This is a genomic window from Neisseria sp. HMSC064E01 (genome assembly GCF_001808875.1).
In the GTDB taxonomy this organism is placed as follows: domain Bacteria; phylum Pseudomonadota; class Gammaproteobacteria; order Burkholderiales; family Neisseriaceae; genus Neisseria; species Neisseria sicca_A.
Genome location: NZ_KV794904.1, coordinates 1 through 18,915 on the forward strand (window position 1 = coordinate 1; position 18,915 = coordinate 18,915).

Genomic DNA, 18,915 nt, shown 5'->3' on the forward strand with positions numbered 1-18,915 from the left:
TCGGGGGAAGGGCTTTTTTGCAAAGGTCTCTGTTGGTCTGTGTATGTACTAATAATAGAGTACGGCTTGGTATTTGAAGTATGATGTATATTTAGTCATAAAAAACTGCACCTTGCGAGTTGGAGGAATATCCAACTTTTGAGGTGCAGTTCATGGTTTTTGAATTTCAGACGACCTTTTTTGTAGAAAGCAACAGCATTATTTACACTTTCGGCTTTTGCTTGAAGATCTGATAAAGCAGCTATTCGGCATTGTCAAGAATATCGATAGACACGGAGAAACTGCTCTGTTCTTGACCATACTGGATAGCTGCTTAAAAAGCATGTAAGAAAAAACAAAATCTGTCTGACGCAGAAAATTGCAAACAGCACAACAATTTCCTACTCCTCAAACGCTTTTAGAACTTGGCTTCAAGCGTGAAGTTGTAGCTTCTGCCCGGAGAGGTGAAGCGTTCTATACCAGCATGGGTTTTGTTGTCGACGCGGTTGACTGTGCCGAATTCGCGGATGCTGCGCAGCGATTCCCAAGTGTAGTATTTTTTGTTGCCGATGTTGTACGCACCGGCGCGCAGGGTGAAGTATTTGCCCAAGTTGACGTAGCCTGTCAGGTCGAAAAGCGTATAGGCTTTGCTGTGCTTGGCAAATGGCCATGGGTTGTTCAAATCATCGCTGCTGTGGACGGTGTCAGACGGTTTTTTAGCTGCGGTGTGTGTCAGGTACGCATTGATACCCCAGCGTTTGGAGGGAGCATCGTAGCCCAAATTGTAAACAGCAGACCACGGGGAAAGGGCGTTAATCGGGGTTTCTTGTCCGTTGGTCTGTTTGGCTTTGCCTTTGATGTAGCTGACATTAACACCTGCGTGCGTGCCTTGCGGCAAACCGATGCTGTCAAGGTTCCATGTGCCGTTAAATTCCAAACCTTTCGCCCACGCTGAGGAGCGGTTTTGGTTTTGCCAAACGGGCGAGCTGACCAAGGCGGTACCGTCGGAAATCGGAGCGTAGTTGGGGCTGTTAGGATTATCGGAAGATACGCCCATGTAGGTTAATTCGATAAAATTACGGTAGCGGGTTTGGAAGCCGGAGAGTTTAAAGTTTCCGGCTTTGCCACTGCCGGCAAGTCCCAGCTCGAAGTTTTTGGCGGTTTCCGCCTTCAGGTTAGGATTGGCTTTAAGGTAGAAGTCAGGATGTGGGAACAAGAGCCAGGTTTCATCCGAAGTCGGGGCGCGGAAACCTGTACTGTATTTCGCCAGAAGATTCAGACGCGGCGTGAATTTCCAGTCTAATCCTAAGCCGTAGCTGAAACCGCTGTGTTTACGTTCGCTGCCGAGATAAGGAATTTGACCGCGGATGGCAGGAGTGTAGTTGGGATTGTCTTTGGCTTTGCTGCTGCTGTTGTCGTAGCGAAGCCCGGCATTGAGGCGGTATTGGCTGCTGTCGCCGAATTGGAATGTGTTGTTCCAGTAGGCAAAACGGTTTTTGGAGGAGCTTTCGACCAGCATAGTCAATTCTTGGTTGTTGGACGTTTGATATTTCGGGTCGTATAGGCGTACCCAATAGCTATGATCTCTATTGTCGTTGTCGTTTTGGGAACCACCCAATCCGTATTGCATTGCCCATACCAATTTGGAAAAGTCGATTTGTTTTTCAGCATCGGCACCAAATTGGGTATTTTTTTGACGGATGTTGCGAAACATATGGTACACGTCGCTGTTCACACCGCTGCGATTATAATCCGTCGGCAAATCCCAGCTCCAGGTGCTCATGTCGATGGTTTGACGGTCGTAACGCAGGTTAAGACTGTCCCATGGACCTTTGTCAAGTTGGTTTTTGTATTCAAAACCGATGCGTTTGCGGTAGGAGATGTCTTGACGGGAACGGGTGTCGCCCAGTGCATCGCCTTTCCAGTCTGCCGCCCACATATTGGATAATTCAGTCGTTGTGCGGTCGGTACGAGAGTCTTCGTAAATCCAGCCTATACGGTTTTGATCATTGAAGTTATAGCCTAGCTTGAACAAGGTACTTTTATTCACCCAACTTTGAGGGTCAGGTTTGCTGCGCGCTATACCGCGGCTGCCGTAGTTGGTACTGCCGGCATTCGGGTTCCAGCTTTGTTTGTTGTCGGTGATGACGGTATCGGCAGCGTCGCTGTTGTTTTTGGTTTCTTTACCGAAACGACGAGTGTAGACCATCAATGCGTCCAGACCCAGCCAAGTTCCTGCAGCGGTAATGCTGCTGAATTTCTGGCTGTTGCGTCCGATATAGCCGCCTTTAATGCCTAAATGGTAGGGTTTTTCTTCGGAAACGTAGTCGCTTGCAGATTTGGTTTTATAGTTGACGGCACCGCCCAATGCGCCGCTGCCGGATTTAAGCGAGTCCGCGCCTTTGGTAAGGGTTACTTCCGAAAAGTTTTCGGGTTCGGAAGTGTTGCGGTTGGCATTGAAGTTGCCGTATGCACCGAACAACTCTTGGAATGCTTCAGATGACCTGCTTTCTGCTTGTGCCAGTCCGTCCACGTTGATGGCAACGCGGTCTTTATCGACACCGCGTATGGTAAAACCGTTAGAACCTGAGCGTCCGCCTTCGACGACGCTGATGCCCGGATCGTAGCGTACCAAGTCGCTTTCATCGGAGACCATTTGTTTATCCAATGCCTGACGGCGGACTTTCTCTTCGCCAAGTTTTTGGGCTTTACGACCACCAATGACTTTGACTTCATTCAAATCCTGACGGACCTGCGGTACGGGATCGGCTGCGAAAGCAGGGAAAGTTTGGCTGACAACAACTGCCAGCAGTACGGGTTTAAAGGGGAAGGACATTTTTTGCCTCTTGAATATATTGATTATCGGTTTATCGGGGGACTGATGTGCGGTTACTTGCTGACAGGTGTCAAACTCGTATCTGTTGTATTGCGGTCTGATGAATTTTCCACACCGCCGAATACGGTATCCAACGATTTGTCTGCATCGAAGGTTACTTTGCCGCCTATGCTGACTTCTGTTGGATGGCCGCCATTAAACTGACCGAAGAATTTTCCTTCGACTTTACCGTTTTTACCGTCGGATTCGGCAGTGCCTGAGAAATCAACGCCGTTGATGCCTACATCTTTCATCACAACGTCCGGACCGTAATCCGCATTGCCTAAAATCGTGCCGCCGAGTTTGTTGGTGTTGAAATTGGCTGTCAGCAGGGAAAGCTTGGGAGCGGTTTTTTCAGACGACCCGGAGGATTTGCCCGGATCGTAGGTTGAGGTAACGATATTGCCGTTGCGGACGCGGACTGCCCAAACTTCGTATGTGGTCTTGCCTTTTGCCACTGTACTGTCTGATGGTGTGTAATAAGACGGTTTCGCCGTTCCGACGGGTTTTCCGCCGACAAACAAGTCTGCCGTGCCGTCTGAACTTATCCATGCGCCGAATTTGAGGTGGTCCTGTTTGGTTGCGGGGGCATTGATGAATTGTCCGGAATTGCTGCAACAGACAAACAGTTTTCCACCCTCAGACAAAGGCTGGCCTTCGTGGCGGGTACGCAGATTGTAGGAAGGGCTGAAAGATGAGGGAACTATCGGATCAGAGTATGAGCTGATGTTGTAATAGTTGCCGGAAGGGGTTTGATAGACATATTGTTTATCGGTATAGCTGCCCCATGATGCTTTCACTTCGAGTTCCGCTTCATGCAGACTGCCGCCTTTGCCGGAAAGGGTGTTTATGGTCTTTATTGCACTGCTCTCATCACTCAGCTTGATATTGGCGATAGGTTGCGCTGTCGGAATGGCAACGGGGACTTTGGGTTCGGATGCGCCTCCTCCAGCGCAGGCAGTCAGAATAAGGGTCGCTACCGCAGAAATTGCGGGTACTTTGATTTTCATGATGAATCTCTCTTAATATTGATATTTTATAAATTAATGATAAGGATTACCAATTTTGTTGTAATATTTTGTAATAATCATGGTGTTTTGGCAATATCCGCGTGGATTTTTTATGATTTCTGAAGTAAATATTAAGAAATAAATCAATTAATGACATGGAGTTGAATATTTGTTCTAAATATCTGATTTGATACTACTATCTATTACTGATGAAGAATATTGGGGGATAGTGTGGATCAAACGATTGCTTTGGATACGCAAGATATATTCCAGGCGTGTTTAGTGGGTTGGCTTGATTAATCCTATGAATCTACTGATGAATAACATTTGAATAATTTATAAGACCATAAAATAAATCAGTTATGTTTGTTTTGGAATTTTATCTCTATAATGCTGCATCTTAATGCGAATCTGTTGCTTTTACGCAAAACTAAGGTCGTCTGAAAAGTTTCAGACGACCTTTGGCAGGCGTAAATCCCTGACTGGGAGAAATCAGTAGGGTATGTGGGTTGCATTTGGCTATCCCTGCGATATACAAACATATATTTCGGATGATTTTGAATGTTAAGAATAAAACAAAAAATGGTTTCGGTATCTTTATGCTGCCTGTTGCCTTCCGCAGTCTTGGCTGAATTGCCCGAAGGGGGTGTCCGGCAGGATTCGCCTTCTCAGGATGCTGCCGTACAAGTGCAGCAAAAACAATGGCTGGATATTTTGTCCGAAGAAGAAAGGTCGTCTGAAAAGAATGAGAATGCAGGAGAACCGACTGTGGTCGGCGATGATTTTTTAGCGGCAAACCCGCGTATTCTTGAGGACGCGCTGATTCGGGCACTTAACGGCAATAGCGTAGATTTGGTTTCTTCGCTTGCCGCCCTTTACCGCAAACAGCCCAACCACAATCCCAAGCTGATTACGCGTGCCGATGCTTTGCTGGCAAAGTTGAAAGGGCGGACTTCCGAAGCGGTCGAACGTTATCGTACCCTTTATGAATCTGACGCTTCAGACGACCGCATATTATTGGATTTGGCGGCTGCAGAGTTTCAGGATTATCGTTTGGGCGAGGCGGCGGCGCATTTCCGCCATGCCGCGCAGCGTGATATACCTGCCCCCGTTTTGGAAAACGTCAAACGTTTTCAAGAAGCCGTCAGACGGCAGACGGAATGGAAATGGTCAGGCGGAATCAGTCCCGTGCATAGCGATAACGCCAACAACGCTGCTCCGCGTTATTGCATCGAAACAAGGGGGCAAACCGCATGCAGCGTTACTGTGCCCGTCTGTGCCAACGGCTTGAATTACGAATTGAACACCGAAAAACTCACCCCGTTTTACGGGCATCACGCCGTCAAATTCCGCGCCAACCTTAGCGGAACGAGCTATTTTTTCGACCGCCAATCAGCTTACGACGATGCGTTCGGCAGGGCTTATTTGGGCTGGCAGCGCAAGGACGGCAAACAAACCGTCAGCGTTTTACCGTTTTATCAGGCACAGTTGGCGGGCAGCAGCGAATTTGACAGTAAAAAAGAAAACAACCGCCGCGCCGCGCCGTATATGCTGGCACACGGGGTTGGCGTACAGCTTTCGCATAGGGTCAATCTCGGCAACGCGACACAACTTTATTACTCGCTGGAACGCTACCATCAAAACTACCGGGAAACCGATCGTGCGCTGCGTAACGACGGTTGGCACGACAGTACCTATCTCTCCCTGGCGCGCCGTTTCGGCAGTACGACCCTGTTCGGCGGTTGGCAATACAACCGCTTTGTTCCTGAGAACAAAAACATACGCAATGCCGTCAACAATGCCGCCTACCGCCGCAACGGGTTCAATATAGGCTGGATACAGCAATGGCCGTTTTTGGGTGGGCTGAACAGCCGCCTGACCGCTTCATTTGCCAACCGCCGCTATAAAGGCATTATGGCATTCGGCACGGAGCCGCAACGCAACCGCGAGCGCTCTCTCTCCGTCAGCCTCAGCCATGACAAATTGTCCTACAAAGGCATCACGCCGACCTTGAATTACGGATACAGCCGCATCCGCAGCAATGCCCCTTATGCACGGCGCAGCAGCCACCAATGGTCGTTGGGAGCTGAATGGAATTTTTAAAAACAGCCGTAAATTCGGATGCGTGGACCTCCGCGTCTTAATCCAATTACTTCATCGCAGCCTTCAATGCAAACGCTGCCAACAGCGCCCCTAAGCGGAATTTTCGGGGAATGGCAAGTCCTGCCGTTTTATACAGGAGGCGTGTGCGGTTCAGTTCGCTACCCAAGTCCAGCAGCGTCATCAGCTTATCTGACTTGCGATCGTCCTGTTCTTTCCATTTTTGCTGTTTCATATGCGATGCCTCGATTCTCAGGCGAACCAGCTTGGCTTCCAGTTGCAGCAGTTCGCGTGCTTCATCGCGTTCCGTTTTATTCATCGTCCTCTCCTTCCTGCATTTCTTGTCCGCGCAGACAGGCAATGTCTGCCTTAATGTCCTGCAAGGTTGCGGCGATTTGGTTGTTTTGGCTGCGCCAGTCTTTTGCGACTTTGCCGAACAAGACCGCAATGACGATTAGGCTGACGATGGTAATCCCGAAGAATACCCATATCGCCGCGGTATCCGACAACACGCGGTTTAGTCCGAAAAGCAGACTGATGAATGCAATCAGCAGCAAGATGCCCGATACGACCAACCATATGATGATGCGGAACACGTTTTCCGCCTGCTCCGCCAAATCCAGATTCAAAATCTGCATCCGCAGCAAAAGCAAATCAACACCCTGATTCAGTAGCGTTTTTGTATGTTCGATATTTTGTCTGATGCCCATATTCCGATTTCCCTTATTGTTCCAAGACGGACAATCTGAAGGGTTTGGGGTCGTCTGAAATGTACTGACCCACATAAGGAAACGCCGCCGGAACAAGATTTCGGAAAATCATGTCCGGACGGCATTCATGTTTTACCGATTAGCGGCGGTTCAGCAATACGCCGACCACCAAGCCTGCCAATGCGGCAAAGCCCATCGCGTAATAAGGTTTGTCGTGTACGGCTGCATCAGCTTGGCGTGCGCCTCGTTTGATACGGTCGCCTGCTTCATCGCTAAACTCTGCCAAACGTTTTTTGCCTTCTCTGAAACGCTCTTCTGCCTCTTCTTCAAATTCGTCGTATTTTTCACGCGCGCGGTCGGCGTGGTATCTGATTCGGTCGCCAGCTTCTTCTTGAAAATCGTGTAAACGATCCTTGGCAGCTTCAAGTTTCTCTTGCAATTTTGCTTTGGCTTTTTTACCCTCTTCCGAGCCGACTTCCACGCCTTTGCTGTACAGCTCTTCAACATCGCTCATCACGTCTTGGATGTCTTTCAACAAAGCTTCTTTGCGGGATTCAAAATCATGCTTTTTCATTACCTTCTCCTTGATGTACATATGGGTGAAATAACAGATTATTCATCTGTTAATTGATTATAACCCCTTTACACTTCTTCGCAAGTCAATTCGGCTAAAGGTGGTTTGAAAACATGTAAAGATTAACGCGGAAGATAAAAAGGTCGTCTGAAAACCTGTTTCCAAGTTTTCAGACGACCTTTCAGCTTTTCAGTCAAAAAGACTAGGCGTTGTTATGCCAAGCCTTTTGCTTTCAACACTTCCAGCATGGTGCTGCCCAATTCGGCAGGGCTGCGGGTGTAGGCGATGCCGGCTTTTTCGAAAGCGGCGAATTTTTCTTCCGCAGTACCTTTGCCGCCGGAGATAATCGCACCGGCGTGGCCCATGCGTTTGCCTTTAGGAGCGGTAACACCTGCGATGTAGCCGACGACGGGTTTGGTTACGTTGGATTGGATGTATTCGGCTGCTTCTTCTTCCGCAGTACCGCCGATTTCACCGATCATGATGATGGCGTCGGTATCGGGGTCTTCTTGGAAGAGTTTCAGCGCGTCGATTTGGTTCATGCCCGGAATCGGGTCGCCGCCGATACCGATACAGGTTGATTGACCCAAGCCCAGTTTGGTGGTTTGTGCCACGGCTTCGTAAGTCAATGTACCGGAACGGGAAATGATGCCGATGCGGCCAGGTTGGTGGATGTGGCCCGGCATAATACCGATTTTGCACTCGCCCGGAGTAATCACGCCCGGGCAGTTAGGGCCGACCAAACGTGTACCGTTGCCGTTGGTTTCCAAGTAACGTTTGGCTTTGAGCATGTCCAGAGTCGGTACGCCTTCGGTAATCACAACCACCAAGCCTACGCCGGAATCAACGGCTTCAACGATAGAGTCCAACACAAACGGAGCGGGAACGTAAATTACGGATGCGTCCGCGCCGGTTTCTTTAACCGCTTCTTTCATGGTGTTGAACACAGGCAGGTTCAGGGGGGTTTGACCGCCTTTGCCCGGGGTTACGCCGCCGACGACTTTAGTGCCGTAAGCCAGAGCTTGTTCGGAGTGGAAAGTACCGTTTTTACCGGTGAAACCTTGAACCAATACTTTGGTGTCTTTATTAATCAATACGCTCATTCTTTTCTCCTTAGGCGTTTACGGCTGCGACAATTTTTTCGGCTGCGTCATTCAGGCCGTCGGCGGAAGTCAGTTTCAGACCTGATTCGTTCAGGATTTTCGCGCCGAGTTCGGCATTGTTGCCTTCCAGACGGACAACGACAGGCACGTCAACGTTGATTTCTTTAACGGCTGCCACGATGGCTTCCGCAATCATGTCGCAACGGACGATACCGCCGAAGATGTTGATCAATACGCCTTTGACGGATTTGTCTTCAAGAATCAGTTTGAACGCTTCAACCACGCGCTCTTTGGTTGCGCCGCCGCCTACGTCGAGGAAGTTGGCAGGTTGGCCGCCTTTGAGTTTGATGATGTCCATGGTTGCCATCGCCAAACCGGCACCGTTCACCATACAGCCGATGTTACCTTCCAAAGCAACGTAATTCAGGTCGAATTCGGAGGCTTTCAGCTCGCGTTCGTTTTCTTGGGATTTATCGCGCAATTCGGCGATTTTCGGCAGACGGTAAAGGGCGTTGCTGTCGATACCGATTTTGCCGTCTACGCAAGCCAGTGCGCCGTTTTCGCGAACTGCCAATGGGTTCACTTCAAACAGAGCGAAGTCGTTTTCGACAAACGCTTTGTACGCGCCGGTCATCAGTTTGACGAACTCGTTGATTTGTTTGTCTTTCAAGCCCAGTTGGAACGCCACTTCACGCGCTTGGCAAGGTTGCAGGCCGACCAGCGGGTCAACGGTTACTTTGAAGATTTTTTCAGGGGTTTCGGCGGCAACTTTTTCGATTTCCACACCGCCTTCGGTCGAAGCCATGAATGTGATGCGACGGGTAGAACGGTCAACCACCGCGCCCAAATACAGCTCGGTTTGCACCGGATACATGTCTTCGCAAACCAAAACGCTGTTGACCGGCTGACCGTTGGCATCGGTTTGATAAGTAACCAGATTGGTGCCAATCAGGCTTTCCGCCACTTCTTTGGCTTCTTCACGGCTTTTGACGACTTTTACGCCGCCCGCTTTACCGCGGCCACCTGCGTGGACCTGGGCTTTAACGACGGCAAATTTGCCGCCCAGTTTGTCGTAAGCGGCTGCGGCTTCTTCGCCGTTGTGCGCCAAAATACCGCCTTGCACGGGCAAGCCGTAGCTTGCCAGCAGTTCTTTAGCCTGATACTCGTGTAGATTCATGGATTTCTCCTTTAGATTAGTGGAATGTCCTGAGACTGCCTCTGAATGGCAACCCCGTGCGTTTCAGACGACCTTTCGGCGGTCGGAAAATCGTCGTTTCACTTGCTGAACGGCAACCACATCCGCGCAAGCAGATACATGATTGCACCGCCGCCCCCGAGAATAAAAAAGACGATGCCTTTTTTACGCGAATTCGGGCAGAGTAGGTAAACGGCAAGGCTGAAACTGATAAACAACAATGCCACGCGCCAAACCAATTCTTTGTCTTTGAAACGGTTGAGCGTATAAGTTTCGGTCATCATCACATACATCTGCCACAACGCGGCCATACACATGCTGAGGATGCCCATCGGTATAAACAGGATACCGATTACTTCTTTATTCATAATTAAATGCTGTCTGTGAATGTATCGCCGATTATATAGTAGATTCAGCTGAAATCGTCATTCTGATACGAGAACGGCGGCAACTGATATGCCCTACTTTCTCTTTATACCCATCAGAACATCACTTGCGAACATTCATCTTTCCGAAAAGGTCGTCTGAAAAAGTTTCAGACGACCTTTTATGCTTTACTTGACCTCATCAGCCGTGCAAAGCGCGTTTGTCGGCGGCCAGTGCGGCTTCGTGAACCACTTCGGACAAGGTCGGATGGGCATGAATGATGCGGGCGATGTCTTCGCTGCTGGCGAAGAATTCGAGCGCAGTGACGCCTTCAGTAACCAATTCGCTGACGACCGGACCGATCATGTGTACGCCCAAGATGCGGTCGGTTTTGGCATCTGCCAACACTTTGACCGTACCTTTGGCTTTACCCATTGCCAACGCGCGACCGTTTGCGCCGAAGCCGGAAGTGCCTTTTTTGTATTCCACGCCTTCGGCTTTGAGCTGCTCTTCGGTTTTACCGACCCAAGCGATTTCGGGATCGGTGTAAATCACGAACGGTACGCTGTTGAAGTCGATATGCGGTTTCTGTCCGGCGATGCGCTCGGCAACAGCAACGCCTTCGTCGCTGGCTTTGTGCGCCAGCATCGGGCCGCGAACCACGTCGCCGATTGCCCAGACATTAGGCAGGTTGGTGCGGCATTCGCCGTCCACTTTGATAAAGCCGCGCTCGTCTTTTTCCAAGCCGACGGCTTCGGCGTTCAAGCCTTTAGTATTCGGAATACGGCCGATGGCGACGATGAGTTTGTCGAAGACTTCGGTTTTGGCTTCGCCTGCGGCAGTTTGGTAGGCAACGGACACGCCTTTGCCTTCAGATTTGATGTCGCCGATTTTCACGCCCAGTTCGATGTTCAGGCCCTGCTCTTTGGTGAAATATTTGAAGGCTTCTTTGGCGATTTGCTGGTCGGCGGCGGCAAGGAAAGTCGGCATGGCTTCGAGGATGGTGACCTGCGAACCGACGCGGTTCCACACCGAACCCATTTCCAAACCAATCACGCCCGAACCGATAACGCCCAGTTTGGCGGGCACTTCGGTCAGGTTCAATGCGCCTTCGTTGTCCAAAACGTTTACATTGTCGATGGCAACCTGCGGCAGCGGACGCGGCACGGAGCCGGTCGCTACGATGACGTGTTTGGCTTCGATAACGGTTTTTTCGCCTTTGTTATCGACTTCGATTTGGTAGGCATCGCCGTTTTTGCCGGCAAATGAAGCCGTACCGAACAGGCTGGTTACTTTGTTTTTTTGGAACAGGAATTTCACGCCACCGGTAAGCTTGGTTACGATAGCGTCTTTGCGCGCAATCATTTTCGCCGCGTCGAATTTGATGTCGCCGACGCTGATGCCGTGTTCGGCAAAATCATGCTGCGCAGCATGGAAATGTTCGCTGGATTGCAACAGGGCTTTGGAAGGAATGCAGCCGACGTTCAGGCAGGTACCGCCCAGCGCGGGCGCGTCGCCTGCTTTGTTGACGCCTGCATCGACACAGGCGGTTTTGAAACCCAGTTGGGCGGCGCGGATGGCGGCAACGTATCCGCCGGGACCTGCGCCGATGACTACTACATCGTATTGAGACATGTGAAAAATCCTTTGTTGTTTGATATTTTTGCCGCAGGAAAACCTTCAGCAAAAGTTTATCCACTATATTTTGCATGAGAGGTCGTCTGAAAACGCGGCTTCAACAAAATTAAAACTTATTCTGCCTTTTTCAGAGTGCGAAGCCTGCTCACAGGCACGACCTATTCAAATTTCAGCCCGATTGGTTCGGACGCATCAGCGGCGGCAGGAATGCGGACTGTATTCCCTGACTTCCTGTCCGGTAAAATTGTTGTAAACGCGCACGGTAGCGTGCGGATAACGTTTGCACAAAACGCTGCGGGCGACGGGAATGCCTGCTTTGTTGCTGTCCATTTCAAAACGCTTGTTCAACATTCTGCCGCGCGCATCATAAGCGTTGACGGAATATTCCTTGCCTTCGAATGCGGCACACGCGCCAAGCAGGGAAACGACAGCCAAAAGCGGAAACAGGGAGATGGGTTTCATGGATACGCTCCTATGGATTTTCAAGCGTTTGCTTCTGCACGAAAAATGGCAGCAACAAACTTTCTCCCTTAGATTTCAAACATCCTGCTGTTTTCAGACGACCTTTTTCGTTTCAAGGTCGTCTGAAAGCCAGTAAGCAGCCCGATTTCAAACTGCTCTGTTTTTATCCGCTTTATATCCCTTTGGCGGCGTTTACAGATCCAACAACAGGCGTGCCGGATCTTCCAGCGCGTCTTTGATAGCAACCAAAGTCAGCACGGCTTCGCGGCCGTCGATGATGCGGTGGTCGTAAGAGAGTGCCAGATACATCATCGGACGGACGACAACTTGGCCGTTTTCCACGACTGCGCGCTCTTTGGTCGCGTGCATACCCAAAATGGCGGATTGCGGCGGATTGATAATCGGGGTGGACATCATTGAACCGAACGTACCGCCGTTGGTAATACTGAACGTACCGCCGGTCAAATCTTCCAGCGCGATTTTACCGTCTTTGGCTTTTTTGGCGTAATCAACGATGGCTTGTTCGATGTCGGCAATACTCATTTGGTCGGCATCTCGCAGAATCGGAACGACCAGACCGCGCGGGCTGCCGATAGCGATACCGATGTCGAAGTAACCGTGATAAACGATGTCGCTGCCGTCAACGGAGGCATTGACCACCGGATATTTTTTCAGCGCGGCAACGGCTGCTTTGACGAAGAAAGACATGAAGCCGAGTTTGACGCCGTGTTCTTTCTCGAATTTTTCTTTGTATTTCGCACGCAAGTCCATGATGGGTTTCATGTTGACTTCGTTGAACGTAGTCAGAATCGCGTTTTCTTGTTGCGAAGCCAAGAGACGTTCGGCAACACGGGCGCGTAGGCGGCTCATCGGAACGCGTTGTTCCGGACGTGCACCCGCGGGAACAGGTGCAGGTACAGACGAGACAGCGGGTGCGGCAGCAGGTTTGGCGGTAGCGTTTTGCACGTCTTCTTTCAAGACGCGACCGTCACGACCGGAACCTTGCAGCGCGTTCACATCCACGCCGGTTTCGGCTGCCAGTTTGGCGGCAGCAGGCATGGCGGCATTGGTTTGCGCAGCGGCGGGAGCGGCTTCAGGTGCAGGCGCGGCGGCTGGGGCTTCAGCAGAAGCGGAAGCGGTTGCTGCGGTGTCGATGCGTGCCAATACTTGTTCGGCGGCAACGGTTTCGCCGTTTTGGGCAATGATTTCAACCAATACACCGGCTTGTGGGGAAGGTACTTCCAAAACCACTTTGTCGGTTTCGATGTCAATCAGGATTTCGTCGCGCGCTACGGCTTCGCCGACTTTTTTCTTCCATTCCAAGAGCGTGCCTTCGGATACGCTTTCGGACAGCATGGGTACTTTTACATCAATAATCATTTTGTGTCTCCGGATGGTCGTTGGTTTTCAGACGACCTGTTGTGTGTTATCTCTTTTGTTTGGTAGGCGTTCCGTCTGGAGTGTTTCATTCGGAACGCCGCACCGTATTGCGTTACAGCGTCATTGCGTCTTCAACCAGTTGTTTCAGCTGGGCGACGTGTTTGCTCATATAGCCGACGGCTGGCGATGCGCTGCTCGGACGACCGGCATAAGACAGTTTTTGGCTTTCGCCGATAACGTCTTCCAAGCGGTGGCGGATTTGGTAGAACGCACCTTGGTTTTTCGGCTCTTCTTGTGCCCAAACCACGGATTTCGCGTTCGGATATTTCGCCAACTCTGCACGCACCTCGTCGTATGGGAACGGATAAAGCTGCTCGACGCGGACGATGGCGACATCGTTTTCCAGTTTGCGCTCGGCACGGCCTGCTTCCAAATCGTAGTAAACCTGTCCGGCACACAGAATCACGCGTTTCACGCTTTCATTGTTGCCACGCTCGGCGGTATCGCCGATGACGGGACGGAAGCGCGAACCTTCGGTAAAGTTTTCCAGCGGACTCATCGCGCCTTTGAAGCGCAACAGGCGTTTGGACATGAAAATCACCAGCGGTTTGCGGTACGAACCCAAGACTTGGCGTTGCAGCAGGTGGAACATTTGCGACGCTTCGGACGGCATGATGATTTGCATATTGTGTTCAGAACACAATTGCAACCAGCGTTCTACGCGGCCGGATGAGTGTTCCGGGCCCTGACCGTCGTAACCGTGCGGCAGGATGGTGGTCAGACCGCAGAGACGGCCCCACTTGGTTTCGCCTGACGACAGGAATTGGTCGATGGTGACTTGAGCGCCATTGGCAAAGTCGCCGAACTGCGCTTCCCAAATGGTCAGTTTATCAGGTGCTGAGCAGGCAAAACCGTATTCGTACGCCATGACGGCTTCTTCATTCAAGATGGAGTCGATGACGAGGAATTCGCCCGTACCTTCGCCCATATTGCGCAGCGGTACATAAGTGCCGTCATCCCATTTTTCGCGTTTTTGGTCGTGCAATACGGCATGACGGTGTGAGAATGTACCGCGTCCGGAGTCTTCGCCGGAAATGCGCACGCCGTGGCCTTTGGTGACCAAGTTGGCGTATGCGAGGGTTTCCGCCATACCCCAGTCAATCGGCTGACTGCCCGCAGCCATGCCTTTGCGCGCTTCGAGCACGCGTTTGGCAGTCGGATGCAGTGCAAAGCCTTCGGGGACTGCGGTAAATTTCTCGGCAAGACGCTCGATGTCGGCAGCGGGCAGGCCGGTTTCCACATCTTCACGCCAGTCTTTGCCTTGGTATTTGCTCCAGTCGATTTGCGTGCGTTGGAAATTGCTCAACGTCGTTTGTTCGACATGTTCGCCTTTATCCAAAGCATCGCGGTAGGCTTGGATATAGCCGTCGGCTTCTGCCTGCGTCACCACGCCTTCTGCAATCAGTTGCTCGGTGTACAAAGCACGCGCACCGGGGTGTTGCGATACTTTTTTGTACATCATCGGCTGGGTCAGGGTCGGATCGTCGCCCTCGTTGTGGCCCCATTTGCGGTAGCAGACGACATCGATCACGATGTCTTTGTTGAATTTCTTACGGTAGTCCAAAGCGGCTTGGATGGCGAAGCAAACGCGTTCTGGATCGTCGCCGTTGACATGGATGACCGGAGCGGAAACCATTTTCGCCACGTCGGTACAATGCACGGTCGAACGGGTGTCGCGGGTATCGGAGGTGGTGAAGCCGATTTGGTTGTTGATGACGATGTGGACCGTACCGCCGGTGGTATAGCCGCGCGTTTTGGACAGATTGAACGTCGCTTGGTTGACGCCCAAGCCGACAAATGCAGAGTCGCCGTGAATCAATACGGGCAATACTTTGTCGCGGCCGTTTTCGCCCAGACGTTTTTGTTTGGCGCGTGCAGAACCTTCAACGACAGGATTGACGATTTCCAAGTGAGACGGGTTGAACGCCAAAGAAACGTGCATCGGACCGTTCGGCGTAGCGATGTCAGAGCTGAAACCCATGTGGTATTTCACGTCACCGCTGGGCAGCTTGATTTCGGCGCGGCCTTCAAACTCGGCAAACAAATCGCCCGGTTTCTTGCCCAAAATGTTGACCAAGACATTCAGACGACCTCGGTGTGCCATACCGATGATGACTTCTTCGACACCGTCTTTACCTGCGTTTTGAATCAGGTAATTCAGACCGGCAATCACACTCTCGCCACCTTCAACGCCGAAGCGTTTCTGACCGACATATTTGGTATGCAGGTAACGCTCCAAAGTCTCGGCAGCGGTCATTTCTTTCAGGATGCGGCGTTTCTGTTCGGCACTGTAACTCGGGGTGGACAGCACATCCTCAAAATAATTGCGCAACCAGCGGCGTTCTTCTGTATTGGGAATGTAGATGTATTCCAATGCGAGGTGACCGCAGTAGGTTTGTTTGAGGTTGCTGATGATTTGGGACAAGGGCAGTTTGCTTTGGCCGGAAAAATCGCCCTCGCCCATATTGAACTGAACCGCCATATCGGCATCATTCAGTCCGTGGAATTTGGGATCGAGGGCTTCAATATTTCTTGGCGGGATACGTTTGAGCGGGTCAAGCTGAGCAGCGCCCACACCTTGAATACGGTAAGCAGAAATCAACCGCAGTACGCCGACCTGTTTTTTCATCATGGCTTCATCCATACCGCCGGCAATAGCCGCTGTCGATTTGGTTTTTGCCAAATTGGCGAAGGATTCACGGATCGGAGCATGGGCAACATCAACATCTGCCGCACCGGGCTGCTTGCTTAAGTCGGTGAAATATTGCTTCCATTTCTCATCGACAGAATTTGGGTTTTCCAAGAAATTCTCATACAACTCTTCGATGTAGGGAGCATTTGAACCGAACAGATAAGAAAAATTGAGTTTTTCATCCATCATGACACGAGCTCTTTTCTTTAAAATATAAACAAAGGGTAGAATTCCATGTGTTTCAACGGAATCCATGCCGTTTGAAATGACACTTCATTCTACCCTATTTCCAGCCAAATTACTTGTATCTGTTTCGTTTATTGCGGACAAACTCATTTAAAAAAGCTATTCGGCTTTCTCAAATAAAACTCCGGCAACATATTAATATACCGATTATCAGCGTTTATCCGCCGGTACATAATCACGACGTACGGCACCAGTATAAAGTTGGCGCGGACGACCGATTTTCAGCGAAGGATCGCTAATCATCTCATGCCAGTGCGAAATCCAGCCTACGCTGCGCGACAGAGCGAAGATGACGGTAAACATTTCGGTCGGGATACCCAGCGCGGACAGGACGATGCCTGAGTAGAAATCGACGTTGGGGTACAGTTTGCGCTCAACGAAGAACGGATCTTTCAGAGCGATTTGTTCCAATTCCATCGCCAGTTTGAATTTCGGACTGTCTTCCAAGCCCAATTCTTTCAACACTTCATGGCAGGTTTCACGCATGATGCTGGCGCGCGGGTCCATGTTGCGATACACGCGGTGGCCAAAGCCCATCAGACGGTATTTGCGCTGTTTCACGCCTTCCATGTATTCGGCAACACGGGATACATCGCCGATTTCGTCAAGCATTTTCAAGACCGCTTCGTTCGCACCGCCGTGGGACGCACCCCACAGACAGGCAATACCGGCAGCGATACAGGCAAACGGGTTCGCGCCTGAAGAACCTGCCAAACGGACGGTCGAAGTTGAAGCATTTTGCTCGTGATCAGCATGAAGGATAAAGATGCGGTCAAGCGCACGCGCCAATACAGGATTAGGTTTGTAGTCTTCACATGGTGTGGCAAACATCATATGAAGGAAGTTTTCGGAATAAGAAAGATTGTTTTTCGGATAATTGAACGGCAAACCGTTAGAATAACGGTAACACATCGCGGCAATCGTCGGGATTTTTGAAATCAAACGGTAAATCGCGATTTTGCGGTGTTCGGGATTGGTAATATCCAAACTGTCTTGATAGAACGCAGACAACGCACCGACCACACCGACCATCATCGCCATCGGATGTGCGTCGCGACGGAAACCGCGGAAGAACCAAGTCAGTTGTTCATGCAACATCGTATGACGGCGGACGGTATTGTCAAATTCTGCCTTTTGTTCAGGTGTCGGCAATTCGCCGTAAATCAACAGGTAGCAGACTTCCAAATAATCGGATTTTTCGGCAAGCTGTTCAATAGGATAACCACGGTAATACAGCAGACCTTCATCACCGTCGATATAAGTGATTTTAGATTCGCAGCTTGCTGTTGAAACGAATCCTGGGTCGAATGAGAATAAACCTGTGCTTTTCGTCAGCGTGCGGATATCGACCACGTCATGACCGATGCTCGCTTCCAATACGGGCAGTTCTAAATCCTCTTGATTGGGTACGTTGAGTTTAATTGATTTGGACATATTTATCGCTCCTTTGTAAGTTGGGGCTTTCGTTACTGCCTATGCAGCACGGTCTTTGTTTTCAGACGACCTCCGTATCCTAGAAATCCGCCGAAAGGCGGGCGGATTTCTAATACGTCAAGCTCGTCTGATTTTTTCAAGCATGGGGATAAGGTGTTCCTTGTCTGTCGCCGAATGCCCGTTGATCAGGGCAAGAAGCTCCTGATCTTGAAACTCAAGGATTTCGGAAAACTCGGACAGCTCTTTATCGCTTAATTGCTCGAATTCTTTTTCCATAAACCTGCCGAAAATCAGATCTAACTCCAATAATCCCCGGCGGGTTTGAAAACGGATTTTCCGTTTGGCAATATCGTCAAAAACCATCATTTCTTAAACGGCTCGTTTCAACATAATTTCTTTAATCTTACCGATGGCACGGGTCGGATTCAAGTGTTTAGGACATACGTCCACGCAGTTCATGATGGTATGGCAGCGGAACAGACGATACGGGTCGTTCAAATTATCCAAACGTTCGTTGGTAATGGTATCTCGGCTGTCGGCGATGAAGCGGTAGGCGTTCAGCAAACCGGACGGACCGACGAATTTGTCGGGATTCCACCAGAACGACGGACAGGCAGTCGAACAGCAGGCGCACAAAATACATTCATACAAACCGTCCAACTCTTTACGCTCTTCCTGAGTTTGCAGACGCTCTTTGTCGGAATCGATCGGGTTGTCGTTAACGACGTAAGGCTTGATGGAGTGGTATTGTTTGAAGAACTGGGTCATGTCCACAATCAAGTCGCGGATGACGGGCAGACCGGGCAGCGGGCGGATTTTGACAGGCTGTTTTAGGCTGCGTAAATCGGTCAGGCACGCCAAGCCGTTTTTGCCGTTGATGTTCATACCGTCCGACCCGCAAATACCTTCGCGGCAGGAACGGCGGAAAGACAGGGTGTCGTCTTGTGCTTTCAGGCGCACCAGCGCGTCCAAAAGTTTGACGTCGGTAGGTTCCAGCTCCAACTCGTAACGTTGCATATAAGGTTTGGCATCAACGTCCGGATTGTAACGGTAAATTTCAAAACTCATTTTTTCCATGAGAAGTGTTCCTT

General features: G+C 50.5%; 15 protein-coding genes and 1 pseudogene. 1 reads left to right on the forward strand and 15 read right to left on the reverse strand.

Annotation, left to right across the window (positions count from 1 at the left end; translation table 11 throughout):
• Positions 1–397: 397 nt before the first annotated feature.
• Both HMPREF2572_RS03220 and HMPREF2572_RS03225 read right to left on the reverse strand, forming a co-directional pair.
• Complete coding sequence (locus HMPREF2572_RS03220) at positions 398–2,815, reverse strand: TonB-dependent hemoglobin/transferrin/lactoferrin family receptor (protein ID WP_070496241.1); 2,418 nt, start codon at positions 2,813–2,815, stop codon at positions 398–400.
• Positions 2,816–2,868: 53 nt separating this feature from the next.
• Complete coding sequence (locus HMPREF2572_RS03225; protein ID WP_070496242.1) at positions 2,869–3,864, reverse strand: Slam-dependent surface lipoprotein; 996 nt, start codon at positions 3,862–3,864, stop codon at positions 2,869–2,871.
• A gap of 561 nt (positions 3,865–4,425) precedes the next feature.
• Here HMPREF2572_RS03225 and HMPREF2572_RS03230 point away from each other — a divergent pair.
• The gene (locus HMPREF2572_RS03230; protein WP_070496243.1) at positions 4,426–5,967 is read left to right on the forward strand and encodes a surface lipoprotein assembly modifier; all 1,542 of its coding nucleotides are present in this window, start codon (positions 4,426–4,428) and stop codon (positions 5,965–5,967) included.
• Positions 5,968–6,013: 46 nt separating this feature from the next.
• On the opposite strand, the gene HMPREF2572_RS03235 is transcribed toward HMPREF2572_RS03230, so the two are convergent.
• The 13 genes and pseudogenes from HMPREF2572_RS03235 to HMPREF2572_RS03295 all read right to left on the reverse strand — a co-directional run bounded on the left by HMPREF2572_RS03235 (position 6,014) and on the right by HMPREF2572_RS03295 (position 18,901).
• Positions 6,014–6,283: a hypothetical protein gene (locus tag HMPREF2572_RS03235; protein ID WP_019270317.1), complete on the reverse strand. Its 270-nt coding sequence runs from the start codon at positions 6,281–6,283 to the stop codon at positions 6,014–6,016.
• Complete coding sequence (locus HMPREF2572_RS03240) at positions 6,276–6,674, reverse strand: phage holin family protein (RefSeq protein ID WP_019270316.1); 399 nt, start codon at positions 6,672–6,674, stop codon at positions 6,276–6,278. Before HMPREF2572_RS03240 ends, HMPREF2572_RS03235 begins: the two co-directional genes overlap by 8 nt.
• Positions 6,675–6,813: 139 nt before the next feature.
• A complete protein-coding gene (locus HMPREF2572_RS03245; protein ID WP_019270315.1) occupies positions 6,814–7,248 on the reverse strand; it encodes an ElaB/YgaM/YqjD family protein in 435 nt (144 codons plus the stop codon).
• Positions 7,249–7,460: 212 nt separating this feature from the next.
• Positions 7,461–8,351 (reverse strand): succinate--CoA ligase subunit alpha, encoded by an 891-nt coding sequence (gene sucD, locus HMPREF2572_RS03250; protein ID WP_070496244.1) that lies wholly within the window; start codon positions 8,349–8,351, stop codon positions 7,461–7,463.
• Positions 8,352–8,361: 10 nt separating this feature from the next.
• Positions 8,362–9,531: pseudogene (gene sucC / locus HMPREF2572_RS03255) on the reverse strand (ADP-forming succinate--CoA ligase subunit beta); the annotation flags it as partial.
• Positions 9,532–9,626: 95 nt separating this feature from the next.
• Complete coding sequence (locus tag HMPREF2572_RS03260) at positions 9,627–9,914, reverse strand: hypothetical protein (protein ID WP_070496246.1); 288 nt, start codon at positions 9,912–9,914, stop codon at positions 9,627–9,629.
• Between the two features lie 199 nt (positions 9,915–10,113).
• A complete protein-coding gene (gene lpdA, locus HMPREF2572_RS03265) occupies positions 10,114–11,547 on the reverse strand; it encodes a dihydrolipoyl dehydrogenase (RefSeq protein ID WP_016687976.1) in 1,434 nt (477 codons plus the stop codon).
• Between the two features lie 195 nt (positions 11,548–11,742).
• Positions 11,743–12,012, reverse strand: a complete 270-nt coding sequence (locus HMPREF2572_RS03270; protein WP_009312043.1) for a hypothetical protein — start codon at positions 12,010–12,012, stop codon at positions 11,743–11,745.
• 192 nt (positions 12,013–12,204) lie between these two features.
• Positions 12,205–13,392 (reverse strand): 2-oxoglutarate dehydrogenase complex dihydrolipoyllysine-residue succinyltransferase, encoded by a 1,188-nt coding sequence (odhB, locus tag HMPREF2572_RS03275; protein WP_070496247.1) that lies wholly within the window; start codon positions 13,390–13,392, stop codon positions 12,205–12,207.
• A 112-nt stretch (positions 13,393–13,504) separates the two neighbouring features.
• Positions 13,505–16,333 carry a 2-oxoglutarate dehydrogenase E1 component gene (locus tag HMPREF2572_RS03280; protein ID WP_070496248.1) on the reverse strand — a complete coding sequence of 943 codons (2,829 nt, stop codon included), beginning with the start codon at positions 16,331–16,333 and terminating at the stop codon, positions 13,505–13,507.
• 207 nt (positions 16,334–16,540) lie between these two features.
• Positions 16,541–17,824, reverse strand: coding sequence for a citrate synthase (gene gltA / locus HMPREF2572_RS03285; RefSeq protein ID WP_070496249.1), 1,284 nt, complete (start codon positions 17,822–17,824; stop codon positions 16,541–16,543).
• A 117-nt stretch (positions 17,825–17,941) separates the two neighbouring features.
• A complete protein-coding gene (locus tag HMPREF2572_RS03290; RefSeq protein ID WP_003741791.1) occupies positions 17,942–18,190 on the reverse strand; it encodes an FAD assembly factor SdhE in 249 nt (82 codons plus the stop codon).
• A gap of 3 nt (positions 18,191–18,193) precedes the next feature.
• Positions 18,194–18,901, reverse strand: a complete 708-nt coding sequence (locus HMPREF2572_RS03295; RefSeq protein ID WP_070496250.1) for a succinate dehydrogenase iron-sulfur subunit — start codon at positions 18,899–18,901, stop codon at positions 18,194–18,196.
• Between the last annotated feature and the right edge of the window lie 14 nt (positions 18,902–18,915).

Coding starts and splice junctions, on each gene's coding strand:
- HMPREF2572_RS03290 (WP_003741791.1), bottom strand. CDS start 18,190: ATGATGGTTTTTGACGATATTGCCAAACGGAAAATCCGTTTTCAAACC.
- HMPREF2572_RS03295 (WP_070496250.1), bottom strand. CDS start 18,901: ATGGAAAAAATGAGTTTTGAAATTTACCGTTACAATCCGGACGTTGAT.
- HMPREF2572_RS03220 (WP_070496241.1), bottom strand. CDS start 2,815: ATGTCCTTCCCCTTTAAACCCGTACTGCTGGCAGTTGTTGTCAGCCAA.
- odhB (WP_070496247.1), bottom strand. CDS start 13,392: ATGATTATTGATGTAAAAGTACCCATGCTGTCCGAAAGCGTATCCGAA.
- HMPREF2572_RS03230 (WP_070496243.1), top strand. CDS start 4,426: ATGTTAAGAATAAAACAAAAAATGGTTTCGGTATCTTTATGCTGCCTG.
- sucD (WP_070496244.1), bottom strand. CDS start 8,351: ATGAGCGTATTGATTAATAAAGACACCAAAGTATTGGTTCAAGGTTTC.
- lpdA (WP_016687976.1), bottom strand. CDS start 11,547: ATGTCTCAATACGATGTAGTAGTCATCGGCGCAGGTCCCGGCGGATAC.
- HMPREF2572_RS03245 (WP_019270315.1), bottom strand. CDS start 7,248: ATGAAAAAGCATGATTTTGAATCCCGCAAAGAAGCTTTGTTGAAAGAC.
- HMPREF2572_RS03260 (WP_070496246.1), bottom strand. CDS start 9,914: ATGAATAAAGAAGTAATCGGTATCCTGTTTATACCGATGGGCATCCTC.
- HMPREF2572_RS03225 (WP_070496242.1), bottom strand. CDS start 3,864: ATGAAAATCAAAGTACCCGCAATTTCTGCGGTAGCGACCCTTATTCTG.
- HMPREF2572_RS03235 (WP_019270317.1), bottom strand. CDS start 6,283: ATGAATAAAACGGAACGCGATGAAGCACGCGAACTGCTGCAACTGGAA.
- HMPREF2572_RS03240 (WP_019270316.1), bottom strand. CDS start 6,674: ATGGGCATCAGACAAAATATCGAACATACAAAAACGCTACTGAATCAG.
- HMPREF2572_RS03270 (WP_009312043.1), bottom strand. CDS start 12,012: ATGAAACCCATCTCCCTGTTTCCGCTTTTGGCTGTCGTTTCCCTGCTT.
- HMPREF2572_RS03280 (WP_070496248.1), bottom strand. CDS start 16,333: ATGATGGATGAAAAACTCAATTTTTCTTATCTGTTCGGTTCAAATGCT.
- gltA (WP_070496249.1), bottom strand. CDS start 17,824: ATGTCCAAATCAATTAAACTCAACGTACCCAATCAAGAGGATTTAGAA.